Annotated in this window: 15 protein-coding genes; 14 read left to right on the top strand and 1 reads right to left on the bottom strand. The window is 64.8% G+C overall.

Annotation, left to right across the window (positions count from 1 at the left end):
• The 7 genes from thyA to V7E26_RS25000 form a co-directional block, all read left to right on the top strand.
• Nucleotides 1–419 (top strand): thymidylate synthase (thyA, locus tag V7E26_RS25030; RefSeq protein WP_324421539.1); only part of this gene is annotated, 419 nt, incomplete at its 5' end.
• A gap of 7 nt (nucleotides 420–426) precedes the next feature.
• On the top strand, nucleotides 427–912 hold the full coding sequence (locus V7E26_RS25025) for a GNAT family N-acetyltransferase (RefSeq protein WP_324421537.1): 486 nt from the start codon (nucleotides 427–429) through the stop codon (nucleotides 910–912).
• Complete coding sequence (locus V7E26_RS25020) at nucleotides 912–1,424, top strand: dihydrofolate reductase (protein ID WP_324421535.1); 513 nt, start codon at nucleotides 912–914, stop codon at nucleotides 1,422–1,424. Before V7E26_RS25025 ends, V7E26_RS25020 begins: the two co-directional genes overlap by 1 nt.
• A 182-nt stretch (nucleotides 1,425–1,606) precedes the next feature.
• Nucleotides 1,607–2,752, top strand: coding sequence for an FtsH protease activity modulator HflK (gene hflK / locus V7E26_RS25015; protein ID WP_324421533.1), 1,146 nt, complete (start codon nucleotides 1,607–1,609; stop codon nucleotides 2,750–2,752).
• Nucleotides 2,749–3,660: a protease modulator HflC gene (gene hflC / locus V7E26_RS25010; protein WP_324421531.1), complete on the top strand. Its 912-nt coding sequence runs from the start codon at nucleotides 2,749–2,751 to the stop codon at nucleotides 3,658–3,660. Before hflK ends, hflC begins: the two co-directional genes overlap by 4 nt.
• A 93-nt stretch (nucleotides 3,661–3,753) precedes the next feature.
• On the top strand, nucleotides 3,754–3,954 hold the full coding sequence (locus V7E26_RS25005; RefSeq protein WP_324421529.1) for a DUF2065 domain-containing protein: 201 nt from the start codon (nucleotides 3,754–3,756) through the stop codon (nucleotides 3,952–3,954).
• A 292-nt stretch (nucleotides 3,955–4,246) separates the two neighbouring features.
• Nucleotides 4,247–5,731, top strand: coding sequence for a Do family serine endopeptidase (locus tag V7E26_RS25000; RefSeq protein WP_442893475.1), 1,485 nt, complete (start codon nucleotides 4,247–4,249; stop codon nucleotides 5,729–5,731).
• 147 nt (nucleotides 5,732–5,878) lie between these two features.
• On the opposite strand, the gene serB is transcribed toward V7E26_RS25000, so the two are convergent.
• Nucleotides 5,879–6,784: a phosphoserine phosphatase SerB gene (serB, locus tag V7E26_RS24995; RefSeq protein WP_324421525.1), complete on the bottom strand. Its 906-nt coding sequence runs from the start codon at nucleotides 6,782–6,784 to the stop codon at nucleotides 5,879–5,881.
• Between serB and miaA the strand changes: the two genes are divergently transcribed.
• From miaA to V7E26_RS24960, 7 genes are all read left to right on the top strand, one after another.
• Nucleotides 6,762–7,706, top strand: coding sequence for a tRNA (adenosine(37)-N6)-dimethylallyltransferase MiaA (gene miaA / locus V7E26_RS24990; RefSeq protein WP_324421523.1), 945 nt, complete (start codon nucleotides 6,762–6,764; stop codon nucleotides 7,704–7,706). The two genes, serB and miaA, sit on opposite strands and share 23 nt — an antisense overlap.
• A 332-nt stretch (nucleotides 7,707–8,038) precedes the next feature.
• The gene (locus V7E26_RS24985; protein ID WP_324421521.1) at nucleotides 8,039–9,814 is read left to right on the top strand and encodes an acetolactate synthase 3 large subunit; all 1,776 of its coding nucleotides are present in this window, start codon (nucleotides 8,039–8,041) and stop codon (nucleotides 9,812–9,814) included.
• 144 nt (nucleotides 9,815–9,958) lie between these two features.
• Complete coding sequence (locus V7E26_RS24980) at nucleotides 9,959–10,945, top strand: threonine dehydratase (protein WP_324421519.1); 987 nt, start codon at nucleotides 9,959–9,961, stop codon at nucleotides 10,943–10,945.
• Between the two features lie 25 nt (nucleotides 10,946–10,970).
• Complete coding sequence (ilvN, locus tag V7E26_RS24975; protein ID WP_324421517.1) at nucleotides 10,971–11,513, top strand: acetolactate synthase small subunit; 543 nt, start codon at nucleotides 10,971–10,973, stop codon at nucleotides 11,511–11,513.
• A 3-nt stretch (nucleotides 11,514–11,516) separates the two neighbouring features.
• Nucleotides 11,517–12,212 carry a class I SAM-dependent methyltransferase gene (locus V7E26_RS24970; RefSeq protein ID WP_324421515.1) on the top strand — a complete coding sequence of 232 codons (696 nt, stop codon included), beginning with the start codon at nucleotides 11,517–11,519 and terminating at the stop codon, nucleotides 12,210–12,212.
• A 6-nt stretch (nucleotides 12,213–12,218) separates the two neighbouring features.
• Nucleotides 12,219–13,109: an EamA family transporter gene (locus tag V7E26_RS24965; RefSeq protein WP_324421513.1), complete on the top strand. Its 891-nt coding sequence runs from the start codon at nucleotides 12,219–12,221 to the stop codon at nucleotides 13,107–13,109.
• Between the two features lie 7 nt (nucleotides 13,110–13,116).
• Nucleotides 13,117–13,722 carry a LysE family translocator gene (locus V7E26_RS24960; RefSeq protein WP_324421511.1) on the top strand — a complete coding sequence of 202 codons (606 nt, stop codon included), beginning with the start codon at nucleotides 13,117–13,119 and terminating at the stop codon, nucleotides 13,720–13,722.
• The last annotated feature ends 226 nt before the right edge of the window (nucleotides 13,723–13,948 follow it).

The raw sequence follows: 13,948 nt of genomic DNA, 5'->3' as shown, positions 1-13,948 counted from the left end.
GGCGGCTGATCGTCAGCGCCTGGAATCCGGCCGACGTCGACAAGATGGCGCTGCCTCCCTGTCACTGCCTGTTCCAGTTCTACGTCGCGAACGGCAAGCTTTCCTGCCAGCTCTATCAGCGCTCCGCCGACGTGTTTCTCGGCGTGCCCTTCAACATCGCGTCCTATGCGTTGCTGACCATGATGGTGGCGCAGGTGACCGGATTGAAGCCGGGCGATTTCGTGCATTCGTTGGGCGACGCGCATCTCTACTCCAACCACCTCGAACAGGCGCGGCTGCAACTGACACGGCCGACGCGGCCATTGCCTGTCATGAAGATCAATCCTGCCGTGAAGGATATCTTCGCGTTCCGCTACGAGGATTTCGCGCTCGAAGGCTACGATCCGCACCCGCATATCAAGGCCGAGGTTGCGGTGTGAGGGATTGATGTCTCTCGATATCCGCCGCGCGCGCCCCGGCGAGGCAGGCCTCGTCCTGTCATTCGTCCGCGAACTCGCCGAATACGAAAAGCTGCTGCACGAGGTCGAGGCGACCGAGGCCGGCATCGACGCCGCGCTGTTCGGCGACAATCCGCGGCTGTTCTGCGACATCGCCGAATGGGATGGCGCGCCGGCCGGCTTCGCGGTCTGGTTCGTCAATTTCTCGACCTTCAGCGGCCGCTCCGGAATCTATCTGGAGGATCTGTTCGTCCGTCCGGCGCTGCGCGGCAAGGGTATCGGCAAGGCGCTGCTGGCGCATCTTGCAAAAGAGTGTGTGGCTAACGGCTGGTCGCGATTGCAATGGTCCGTGCTCGACTGGAACACGCCGTCGATCGAATTCTACAAATCGCTCGGCGCCGAGCTGATGGATGAGTGGACGACCTGCCGCGTCGGCGGTCCGGCGCTGACGGCTCTGGCACAAGGGACGCGCTGATGGAAATCGTTTTCGTCGCCGCAATTGCGGAGAATGGCGTGATCGGCGCGCGGGGCGGCATGCCGTGGCGGCTGAAATCCGACTTGGCGCGCCTCAAGGCGCTGACGACAGGCAAGCCCGTGGTGATGGGACGCAAGACTTTCGTCTCGATCGGCCGGCCGCTTCCCGGGCGGACCAATATCGTCGTGACCCGCGATGCGGCCTTTCGCGCCGACGGCGTCGTGGTTACCCATTCCTTCACCGACGCGAAGGCGATCGCCACGGGCGATGCGCTGCGGCGTTTCGCCACTGAAATCGCGGTGATCGGCGGCGCCGAAATCTACGCGCAATGGATGGATGACGCCGATCGCCTGGAGATTACCGAGGTGCATGCCCGGCCCGACGGCGACACGCATTTCCCGGCCATCGACGCTGCCGTGTGGGAGGAGGTGGCGCGGGTGCGGAATCCGGCCGGACCGCACGACAGTGCCGAGTTTTCCTATGTGACATATCGTCGGCGCAGTAAGCCTTAATTGGCGCGTTAACCTCGCTAACCGATGTTTGCATTGACAATTATGGCTGCGAGCATAGCTGCTTCGAGCGGTAAGCTTGCGTTGTAAGGGACCTAGCGGTCCCCTATAAAGCCGACCGGATATGCGAGGCCCAGGCTTTCAGCCCCACCGGTGGGGCCGGGCCCCCGCAGAGGAGAGTTTACATGCCGTGGAAGAATCAAGGCGGAGGACCGTGGGGCCAGGGTCCCAAGGGACCGTGGGGCGGCGGGGGCCCGCAATCGGTCGGGCCAAGGCCGCCGGATCTCGAGGACCTCCTGCGGCGCGGCCAGGACAAGCTGCAGCAGCTTCTGCCGGGCGGCCATTTCAGCGGCATGGGCATCGCGCTCGTGCTGGTCGGTGCGCTGGCGATCTGGGGTTTGTCCGGATTCTTCCGCGTGCAGTCGGAAGAACTCGGCGTCGTGCTGCGTTTCGGCAAGCATGTGCGCACCGTGGAGCCCGGCCTGAACTATCATCTGCCGTATCCGATTGAAACCGTGCTGCTGCCGAAGGCGCTGCGCGTCTCCACGCTCTCGATCGGCATGTCGCTGATCGACGACCCCGCCCGGCGCGGCCGCACCATGCGCGACGTGCCGGAAGAAAGCCTGATGCTGACCGGCGACGAAAACATCGTCGACGTCGATTTCACGGTGCTGTGGCGGATCAAGCCGAATGGCGTCGGCGATTTCCTGTTCAACATCCAGAATCCCGAGGGCACCGTGAAGGCGGTGGCCGAAAGCGCGATGCGCGAGGTGATCGGGCGTTCGCAGATCCAGCCGATCCTGACCGGTGCCCGCAACACCACCGAGCAGGCCGTTCATGAACTGATGCAGAAGACGCTGGACAGCTACGGCTCCGGCGTTCAGATCACGCAGGTGCAGATGCAGAAGGTCGACCCGCCCGCGCAGGTGATCGACGCGTTCCGCGACGTGCAGGCTGCGCGCGCCGACTTCGAGCGGCTGCAGAACGAGGCGCAGACCTACGCCAACCGCGTCATTCCCGACGCCCGCGGTCGCGCCGCGCAGATACTGCAGGTCGCAGAAGGTTACAGGGAACAGGCGGTCGCCGAGGCCAAGGGCCAGAGCGCGCGCTTTACGAAGGTCTACGACGAATACAAGAAGGCGCCCGACGTGACGCGGCAGCGAATTTACCTGGAGACGATGGAGCGGATTCTCGGCGGGTCCGAGAAGCTGGTCTATGACGGAGGCAATTCGGCACAGAGCGTCGTGCCGTATCTGCCGCTCAGCGAATTGACGCCGCGCCGGCCGCCGCCGACGACGGGTCAGCAGCAGCCGAGCGGAGGCACGCGATGAGGTCTCCGATCGCAGGTATTGTCACCCTGATCCTTTTGTTCATCGTGGTGATCGTGGGTTACAGTTCGATCTTCACGGTGTCGCAGACCGAGCAGGCGCTCGTGGTCCGGCTCGGCCGGCCGGTCGACGTCGTGTCCCAGCCGGGCCTGAACTTCAAGGCGCCGTTCATCGACACCGTCATCAGCATCGACAAGCGCATCCTCGATCTGGAAAACCCGTCGCAGGAAGTCATCGCGTCCGACCAGAAGCGGCTCGTCGTCGACGCCTTCGCGCGCTACCGGATCAAGAACCCGCTGCGCTTCTATCAGAGCATCGGCTCGATCCAGGCCGCCAACATCCAGCTCACCACGCTGTTGAACGCAGCGCTGCGCCGCGTGCTGGGCGAGGTCTCCTTCATCAACGTGGTGCGTGACGAACGCGAGACCCTGATGACGCGCATCCGCGAGCAACTCGACCGGGAGGCCGACCAGTACGGCATCGAGGTGGTCGACGTGCGGATCCGCCGCGCCGATCTGCCGGAGCAGAACAGCCAGGCGGTCTACAAGCGCATGCAGACCGAACGTGAGCGCGAGGCCCAGGAGTTCCGCGCGCAAGGCGGCCAGAAGGCGCAGGAGATCCGCTCCAAGGCCGACCGCGAGGCGACCGTCATCGTCGCCGAGGCCAATTCGACCGCCGAGCAGACGCGCGGCGCGGGCGACGCCGAGCGCAACCGTCTGTTCGCCGAGGCCTACGGCCGCGATCCGGATTTCTTCGCCTTTTATCGCTCGATGACGGCGTATGAGACCGGGCTGCGTTCCAACGACACCCGTTTCCTGCTGCGGCCGGATTCCGAGTTCTTCCGCTTCTTTGCCAATCCGTCCGGCCATCCGCCGGCGGCGCCTTCGGCGTCGGCGGCACCGAAGCAGTAAGGCCTCCGGCGAGGAACACCTACGACGGCGAAGCGGAGGACGCTTCGCCGGCAAAAAAACAAGAAGCGCTCGATTAGCTGGGGGAAGCCAACCGTGAGGTCCATAGCGTTCGCCGACTTCCTCATCGGTGTCGGCATCCTGTTCGTGCTCGAAGGCCTGATGTTCGCCGCCAGCCCGGCCTGGATGCGCCGGGCGATGAAGAGTGCGCTGGCAACGCCGGACAATATTCTGCGGACCGTCGGCATCGTCTCGGCGGTGATCGGCCTGCTTCTGATCTGGTTCGTGCGGCGGTAGGGAATTTACCGCCGGACGACCTTAAGCACGAACTCTGGAACTTTCGGCCTTCACCGGCGTGTAATTGCCCGTCGAGGTGAATACAGCTTCTGGCTCGTTTCGCGTCCCGTAATGCCTGCGGCGCCGCCGACGAAAAACGCCTGCTGCGCCAACGTAATCGTGAGCCGGCCCGGCCCGGTTTTCCGGCGGAATACCGGTTCCAGATGCTTGCGCCTCGGACCCGTTCGGGCGCACTGTGGAGCCAAATACGACTCTTTGGAGACAAGCCGATATGACTGGTGCCAGACCCACCATGACGAGGCGCCTGCGCCTGATGGGGATTGCGATCTCGCTCAGTGCCGCCAGCTTGCTGGCCCCGGTGTCGGCCAGCGCGCGCGGCCCGGACGGTATCGCCGACATCGCCGAGAAGGTGATCGATTCCGTCGTCAACATCTCGACCTCGCAGAGCGTCGAGGCCAAGGGTGGCCGGACCGAGATGCCGCAACTGCCGCCGGGCTCGCCGTTCGAGGAGTTCTTCGACGACTTCTTCAAGAATCGCCGCGGCGGATCGCCCAAGGGTGGCGACAAGAGCGGCGAGATGCCGACGCCGCGCAAGACCAATTCGCTCGGCTCCGGCTTCATCATCGATGCCTCCGGCGTCGTCGTCACCAACAATCACGTCATCGCGGATGCCGACGAGATCAACGTGATCATGAACGACGGCACCAAGATCAGGGCCGAGCTGGTCGGCGTCGACAAGAAGACCGACATCGCGGTGCTGAAGTTCAAGCCGGTGAAGCCGGTCAACGCGGTGAAGTTCGGCGATTCCGACAAGCTGCGGCTCGGCGAATGGGTGATAGCGATCGGCAACCCGTTCAGCCTCGGTGGCTCCGTCACCGCCGGCATCGTGTCGGCGCGCAACCGCGACATCAGCCAGGGACCGTACGACAACTACATCCAGACCGACGCCTCCATCAACCGCGGCAATTCCGGCGGACCGTTGTTCAACCTCGAGGGCGAAGTGGTCGGCGTCAACACGCTGATCATCTCGCCGACCGGCGGCTCGATCGGGCTCGGTTTCGCGGTGCCGTCGAAGACGGTGGCCGGCGTCGTCGACCAGCTCCGGCAGTTCGGCGAACTGCGCCGCGGCTGGCTCGGCGTGCGCATCCAGCAGGTCACGGACGAGATCGCCGAAAGCCTCAGCATCAAGCCTGCCCGCGGCGCGCTGGTGGCCGGCGTCGACGACAAGGGTCCGGCGAAGCCCGCCGGCATCGAGCCCGGCGACGTCGTCGTCAAGTTCGACGGCAAGGACGTCAAGGACCCGAAGGATCTCTCGCGCGTCGTTGCCGACACCGCGGTCGGCAAGGAGGTCGACGTCGTCATCATCCGCAAGGGCAAGGAGGAGAGCCGCAAGGTCACGCTCGGGCGCCTGGAGGACAATGACAAGGTGCAGCAGGCCGCCGCCAAGACCAAGGACGAGCCAACTGAGAAGCCGGTGACGCAAAAGGCGCTCGGCCTCGACCTTGCTGCGCTGAGCAAGGATCTGCGAACGAAGTACAAAATCAAGGAGAGCGTCAAGGGCGTCATCATCACCGGCGTCGATGGCACCTCGGACGCCGCCGAGAAGCGGCTCTCCGCCGGCGACGTCATCGTCGAGGTGGCGCAGGAAGCCGTCACCAGTGCCGCCGACATCAAGAAGCGGGTCGACCAGCTCAAGAAGGACGGCAAGAAGTCGGTGCTGCTGCTGGTGTCGAACGGCGAGGGCGAACTGCGGTTCGTGGCGCTGAGCGTGCAGTAGGGCGACCCGAACAACGCTGTCGTCCCTGCGAACGCAGGGACCCATACGCCGCGGCACTAATTGTTTTGGAAGACGTCAGCCATCTGGCTTTGATCGATAGGACAACGCGGTATGGGTCCCTGCGTTCGCAGGGACGACGCCAAATTCTTATCCCTCCACAAACTCCTCGCGCCGATATCCCTGCGCATAGAGCAGCGCCGTGAGGTCGCCATGGTCGATCCGTGCGGCGGCGGCGGTCGCTACCGCCGGCTTGGCGTGGTAGGCGACGCCGAGTCCCGCCGCCTGGATCATGCCGAGGTCGTTGGCGCCGTCGCCGGTGACCAGCGTATCGATCTCGTCGAGGTCGAAGGATTCGCGAAGCTCGATCAGCGTCGCCAGCTTGGCGGCGCGGCCGAGGATCGGCTCGGCCACCTCGCCGGTGAATTTGCCGTCGCGTAGCTGCAGCACGTTGGCGCGGTTTTCCTGAAAGCCGATCTTCGCCGCGACCGCGTTGGTGAACGGCGTGAAGCCGCCCGAGATCAGGCAGGTGTAGGCGCCGTTGGCGCGCATGGTCATGACCAGCTCGCGGCCGCCCGGTGTCAACGTGATGTGCCTGGCCAGCACCTCGTCGACGACGCCGACCGGGAGATCCTTCAACAGCGCGACGCGCTCGCGCAGCGCCGGCTCGAACTCGATTTCGCCGCGCATCGCGCGCTCGGTGATGGCTGCCACATGCGCCTTCAGCCCGGCGAAGTCGGCCAGCTCGTCGATGCATTCCTGGCCGATCATGGTGGAATCCATGTCGGCCAGAAAAAGCTTCTTGCGCCTGAAGGCCGCAGGCTGCACGACAATGTCGATCGGAAAATCGCCGCGCGCCTGCTGCAGGCGGGTTTCGATCGCCTTGATCTCGTCCGGGCTCTTGACCTGATGGTCGAAGGGAATGTCGACTGCCACTTCGTTGAACAGCCATTCCGCCGTGCCGGGCGAGGGGAGCACGGCCAGCGCGCCGTCGACGATGGTGCTGTCGAGCGCGGGATTGGCCGGGTTGCAGATGAGGGTGGCGACGAGGGACATGCAGGCGTATCGGCTCGATTTGAACAAGGCCGTGCTTATCGCAGGGCCGACCGCCAGCGGCAAGTCGGCCCTGGCGCTCGAACTGGCGCAAAAGACCGGCGGAATCGTCATCAATACCGATTCCATGCAGGTCTACCGCGATCTGCGCATCATCACGGCGCGGCCGACGGTGGCGGAGGAGGCGCGTGCGCCGCACCGGCTCTATGGTCACGTCGATGCATCCGTCAATTTCTCGGCCGGCGCCTGGGTGGCGGATGCCGAAAAGGTGCTGGCCGAGGCGCGGGCGGCAAAGCGGCTGCCGATCTTCATCGGCGGTTCCGGCCTCTATTTCAAGGCGCTGACGCGGGGCCTGTCGGCGGTGCCGCCGATCCGACCCGAGATCCGCGAGGACGTGCGCGCCCGGCTGGAGCGCTGTGGTGTCGAGGCGCTGCATGCCGAACTGGCGCGGCGCGATCCGGTCTCCGCCGAGCGGCTCAAGCCCCGCGATCGTACCCGGATTGCGCGGGCGCTGGAGGTGATCGAGGCGACCGGCCGCGCGCTGCCGGACTGGCACCGCGAAGGCCTGCCGCCGCTATTGCCGCCGGGGGATTTCACGGCGCTGTTCCTGGCACCCGAACGGGACCAGCTCTACGCGCAGATCGATGCGCGGTTCGATACGATGCTCGAGGCCGGCGCACTGGAGGAGGTCGCAGCGCTTGCCGCGCGCAAGCTCGATCCGCTGCTGCCGGCGATGAAGGCCCACGGCGTGCCGGCGTTGATCCGCTATCTGAGCAGCGAGGTCACGCGCGATCAGGCCGCCGAGACCGGCCGCGCCGACACCCGCCATTACGCCAAGCGGCAATTCACCTGGTTCCGGCATCAACTGCCGGAATTTGAATGGGTGACGCCAGAGGCGGCGAGGGGATCGCTCAGCCTGGGTTGACCTCGAAGCGATGCTGCATAGCTGCACCGCGTGAAATTCCCCCTCGCCGAACGTCCGGAACGCAGTTACACTGACTAAATCGGGCCGAAAGCGTCCTATCCCTTGACTTCCGGGGAACGGGCGGTATAACCCGCGCAATCTTTGGGAAGTCCGAGCCGCAAAATGCGTAATATTATTACCAAACTTGCCCTTATCGTAGTCGTACCCAGGCGCACCGCCGGGGGTGGCTGACGGCCACCCACATTCAGGCGGTGTGCATGGGCCTCTCGGGCCCTTTTTTATTTCCCGAAACAGACCAAAAGCCGCTGGCAACAGCGCATCCGGAGCAGACCATGACCGACCAGAGCAACGACCCCAATCAGATGACCGGCGCCGCGATGATCGTTCGCGCGCTCATCGATCATGGCGTCCAGCACCTCTTCGGCTATCCCGGCGGCGCGGTGCTTCCGATCTATGACGAGATTTTCCAGCAGAGCGAGGTCGAGCACATCCTGGTGCGGCACGAGCAGGGCGCGGGCCATGCGGCCGAGGGCTATGCGCGCTCGACCGGCAAGCCCGGCGTGGTGCTGGTGACGTCGGGCCCCGGCGCCACCAACATGGTGACGCCGCTGACGGACGCGCTGATGGATTCGATCCCGCTGGTCTGCATCACCGGACAGGTTCCCACTCACCTGATCGGCAATGACGCGTTCCAGGAATGCGACACCGTCGGCATCACCCGTCCCTGCACCAAGCACAACTGGCTGGTCCGCGACGTCAACGATCTGGCGAAGGTGCTGCATGAGGCGTTCTACGTCGCGACCTCGGGCCGTCCCGGCCCGGTGCTGGTCGATGTGCCCAAGGACGTGCAATTCGCAACCGGCACCTATCATCCGCCGCGCAAGTCCGACGTGCACGTTTCCTACGCCCCGCGCCTGAAGGGCGATGCGCAGCTGATCCGCAAGGCGGTGGCGTTATTGGCTTCCGCCAAGCGGCCGGTGATCTATTCCGGCGGCGGCGTCATCAATTCCGGAACCGAAGCGTCCAGGCTGTTGCGCGAGCTGGTCGAAGTTACCGGCTTCCCGATCACCTCGACGCTGATGGGGCTGGGCGCCTATCCGGCATCCGGCAAGAACTGGCTCGGCATGCTCGGCATGCACGGCACCTACGAAGCCAACATGGCGATGCATGATTGCGACGTCATGCTGTGCATCGGCGCGCGCTTCGACGACCGCATCACCGGCCGCACCGACGCGTTCTCGCCGGGCTCGAAGAAGATCCACATCGACATCGATCCGTCCTCGATCAACAAGAACATCCGCGTCGACGTGCCGATCATCGGCGATGCCGCCAACGTGCTCGGCGACCTCTTGCAGGTGTTCAAGGCGGAAGCGAAGAAGCCCGACATCAAGGCCTGGTGGCAGGAGATCGCCAAGTGGCGCGCGCGCAACTCGCTGTCCTACAAGAAGAACAATGAGATCATCCTGCCGCAATACGCCATCCAGAAGCTGTTCGAGGCGACGCAGGGCCACGACACCTACATCACGACCGAGGTCGGCCAGCACCAGATGTGGGCGGCGCAGTTCTTCGGCTTCGAGGAGCCGCATCGCTGGATGACGTCGGGCGGGCTCGGCACCATGGGCTACGGCCTGCCGGCCGCGCTCGGCGTGCAGGTCGCGCATCCCGACAGCCTCGTGATCGACATCGCGGGCGATGCCTCGGTGCAGATGACCATGCAGGAGATGTCGACGGCGGTTCAGTATGAACTGCCGATCAAGATTTTCATCCTGAACAACCAGTACATGGGCATGGTGCGGCAGTGGCAGCAACTGCTGCACGGCAACCGCCTGTCGCACTCCTATTCGGAGGCGCTGCCTGATTTCGTCAAGCTGGCGGATGCGTTCGGCTGCGTCGGCCTGCAGGCGATCAAGCCCGGCGATCTCGACGGCGCGCTCAGGGAGATGATCAAGGTCAAGCGCCCGGTGCTGTTCGATTGCCGCGTCGCCGCGCTGGAAAACTGCTTCCCGATGATTCCGTCCGGCAAGGCGCACAATGAAATGCTGCTGCCGGTGGAAGCCACCGACGAGGCAACGGCCGCGGCCTTCGCCGGCGGCAAGGCGCTGGTGTGAGGATGTTAAGCACAAACTCCACTGTCATCGCCCGGCTCGACCGGGCGATCCAGTACGCTGCGGCGTCTCGGTCTTATTCGACCGCCTCTGGAATACTGGATCCCCGCCTTCGCGGGGATGACAAGCGTGCGAGAGGATCGAGAAGTGTTTGACCTCGCCGAACTCGAATGCGCGCATGAGATCGTGGGGCAGGCGGTGCCGGCGACGCCGGCGCACGCCTGGCCGCTGCTGGCCGAGCGGCTCGGCACGCAGGTCGTCGTCAAGCATGAGAACCACACGCCGATCGGCGCGTTCAAGGTGCGCGGCGGACTGGTCTATCTCGACCGCCTGAAGCGCGAGCGGGCGAACATTCCGGGCATCATTTCGGCGACGCGCGGCAATCACGGCCAGAGCCTGGCTTTCGCCGCCGGCCGCCACGGCGTTCGCGCGGTCATCTATGTGCCGAAAGGCAATTCGGTCGAGAAGAACCGCGCCATGCGCGCGTTCGGCGCCGAGCTCGTCGAACATGGCGAGGATTTTCAGGCGGCGGCCGAAGAGGCGCAACGCCGCGCCCAGTTCGACGGCCTGCACATGGTGCCGTCGTTCCATCCGGACCTCGTGCTCGGGGTTGCGACCTACGCGCTCGAACTGCTGCGCGCGGCGCCCGATCTCGACGTGCTCTATGTGCCGATCGGGCAGGGCTCCGGCATCTGCGGCTGCATCATGGCGCGCGACCTGCTCGGCCGCAAAACCGAGATCGTCGGCGTGCAGTCGACCGAGGCGCCGTCCTACGCGCTGTCGTTTGCCGCTGGCAAGGTCGTGACGACGGAGACCAGCAACACGCTGGCCGACGGCATGGCGACCCGCGTTCCCGTCGCCGATGCGCTCGCGGTGATCCGCAAGGGCGCCTCGCACATCGTGCAGGTCACGGACGACGAGGTCGCAGCAGCCGTGCGCGCCTACTGGACCGATACGCATAATCTCGCCGAGGGCGCCGGCGCGGCCGCGCTCGCCGCGGCCCTGCAGGAAAGGCCAAAGCTCGCCGGCAAGCGCGTCGGCCTGGTCCTGTCGGGCGGCAATATCGATTTTGATCTGTTCCGCAACTGGGTCGGGACGGAGGTCACTTCCACCGGTAAGCGCGCCGTGGCGTGACGAGAAAGCATTCAAGGGGACGACCATGAACCAGCCCGCATCCGCCTACTTCCTGGAAGATCGCCACGATCCGAACGAGACGCACACGCTCTCGGTGCTGGTGCAGAACGAGCCCGGCGTGCTCGCGCGCGTGATCGGCCTGTTCTCGGGACGCGGCTACAACATCGACAGTCTCACCGTGTCGGAGACCGAGAGCCAGAAGCATCTCTCACGCATCACCATCGTCACCACGGGCACGCCGATGGTGATCGAGCAGATCAAGCATCAGCTCGACCGCATGATCCCGGTCTACCGCGTCGTCGATATGACGATCATGGGCCGTTCGATCGAGCGCGAGCTTGCGATGGTGAAGGTGCGCGGCAGCGGCGACCACCGGGTCGAGGCGCTGCGGCTGGCGGACGCATTCCGCGCCCGCGTCATCGACGCGACGATCGAGAGTTTTGTGTTCGAGATCACAGGCAATTCGGCAAAAATCAGCCAATTCATCGACCTGATGCGCCCGCTCGGCCTTGTCGAGGTGTCGCGTACCGGGGTTGCGGCGATCGGGCGCGGACCCGAAGGGATGTGAACCATGCTGGCGCGGGACTGGTATTACACTGAACGACGGCGGCTCGGGCTCGATTCCGCGGTTGCCTCGATCTACGACCGGCATGACGACAATGACGAGCGTGCGCGGGCGGCGCTGAACATGCTCGGCGTGCAGCGCGGCTGGCGGGTGGCCGATATCGGTTGCGGCAACGGCGTGCTGGCCTGCGAGGCGGCGCTGATGGGCGCCGAGGTCGACGCCATAGACATTTCGCCGGCGATGCTGGCGCTCGCCAACATCTACGCGCGCGACCGCAAGGCGGCGATCCGCACCCAGCCGGCCGGCATGCTCAGCTTCGCCTACCAGCCGAACTCCTATGACCTGATCGTCAGCGAGTTCACGCTGCATCACCTGCCTGACTTCTGGAAGGCGGTGGCGCTGGCGCGCATCTTCGCCGCACTGAAGCCCGGTGCGAATTTCTATCTGCGCGACATCGTGTTCGTCAGCATGCCCGACGGCGTCGAGCGCGACGTCGAGCAGTGGGCCGAGTTCACCATCAAGAACCACGAGTTCCAGCGCGAGGGCGTCGTCGCCCATATGCGCGACGAATACTCGACGTTCGGCTGGGTGATCGAGCGCATGCTGACCGATATCGGCTTCACCATCGAATCGGTCGATTATCACGCGCCGATGCACGGCACCTATCTCCTGCGCAAACCGAAGCCGGATCAACAGAGCTAGAAAAAAATGAAACCGGCCGATGTTGGCATCGCCGTGCTCGTTGCGGTGATCTGGGGGCTCGCCTTTGTCGCCAGCCGGATCGCGCTGAACGAGTTTTCGCCGGAACTGATGACGACGCTGCGCTTCGCCATCGCCGCCTTGCCCTGCCTGTTCGTGGCGCGGCCGAAGGTTTCATTTGTGGTGCTGGCCGCGATCAGTTCCACGCTGTTCCTCGGGCAGTTTCTGGCGCAGGCGTTTGCCATCGCGCATGGGGTCCCGGTCGGCCTTTCCAGCGTGATCGTGCAGAGCCAGGCGCTGTTCACCATCGGCTTTGCCGCGCTGCTGTTCCGCGAGCGGCCGGGGGTGTGGCAGACCGTCGGCATTGCCATTGCCACCGTAGGCCTGCTGATGATCTGCGGCACCGTCGGCTACGATTTCAGCGTCGGCGCCTTCGCGATCCTGATGATCTCGCCGCTGAGTTTTGCGGCCGGCAACCTGTTGCTGCGCCGCGCGCAGGATGTGCCGATGTTCGACCTGTTCGCATGGCTCTGCCTGGTCGCCGCTGTGCCGCTGTTCGTGCTGACGCTGATCACCAACGGCCCGCAGCCGACCTGGCAAGCGCTGACCCACATGTCGCTGACAGGCCTGTTGTGCGTGATCGGGCTTGGCAGCGTCTCGACCAGCATCGCGTACTGGCTGTGGGGCAGGCTGCTGCGGGACTACCCGGCGGCGCAGGTGGTGCCGTTCGCGCTATTGGTGCCCTTCGTCGGCTCGGCTGCGTCGAGCGTTACGTTCGGCGAAACCTTCGGGCCTCTGCGGCTGGCCGGCATGGTCACCGTGGTCGGCGGCATCGCCGTCATGCTGCTGTCGAAGCGTGCTCAGGCTTCAGAAAAACAAGCGCTGCCAAAGATCGCATGAGGCCCCGATGTCGAATTCCCTGCTGATCGCCTTCGTGCTGTTCGCCACCGTGATGTTTTTCACGCCGGGGCCGAACAACATCATGCTGCTGTCCTCGGGCCTCACTTACGGCTTCCGCCCGACCATCCCGCACATCATGGGCATCACCGTGGGGTTTGCCTTCATGATCGGCGCGGTCGGGATCGGGCTCGGCACCATCTTCATCGCCTATCCGGTGCTGCAGACCATCCTGAAATATGCCGGGGCGGCCTATTTGATCTACCTGGCCTGGGCGATCGCGATGTCTGAGCCGCCGTCGGCGGAGGAGGACAGGAGCCGGGGACGGCCGATGACGTTCTGGGGCGCCGCCATGTTCCAGTGGGTCAACGCCAAGGGCTGGGTCATGGTGATCGGCACCATCACCGCCTATGCCGCCATCGCGACCTACCCCTGGAACATCGCGATCCAGGTCGGCCTCAGCCTCATTCTGGGCATCCTGTCCTGCACCGCCTGGGCCCTGTTCGGATCGGCGCTGCGGCCGGTCCTGACCTCGCGGCTGGCGGTACGGGCCTTCAATGTCGTGATGGCGGTATTGCTGCTGGCCTCGCTCTATCCGGTCTTCATGAACGCATGATGCCGCACCGCGCCATGCAGAAACGGGTTTCCTTTGAGACGGAAAATGCTCTAGACAACGCCGGAAATTCGCGGGCGACCGGCGGTCACCACCCACTCAAATGCCTGATTAACCGGCCGATTTTGGCCATCGATTGAGGAAACGACCATGCGTGTTTATTACGATCGTGATGCCGACCTGAACCTGATCAAGGGCAAGAAGGTCGCCATCGTCGGCTACGGCAGCC

It is taken from the genome of Bradyrhizobium sp. (assembly GCF_036735945.1).
Taxonomy (GTDB): Bacteria; Pseudomonadota; Alphaproteobacteria; order Rhizobiales; family Xanthobacteraceae; genus Bradyrhizobium.
The sequence above is the reverse complement of the archived record's forward strand: the minus strand, read 5'-3'. Positions and strand labels throughout refer to the sequence as shown.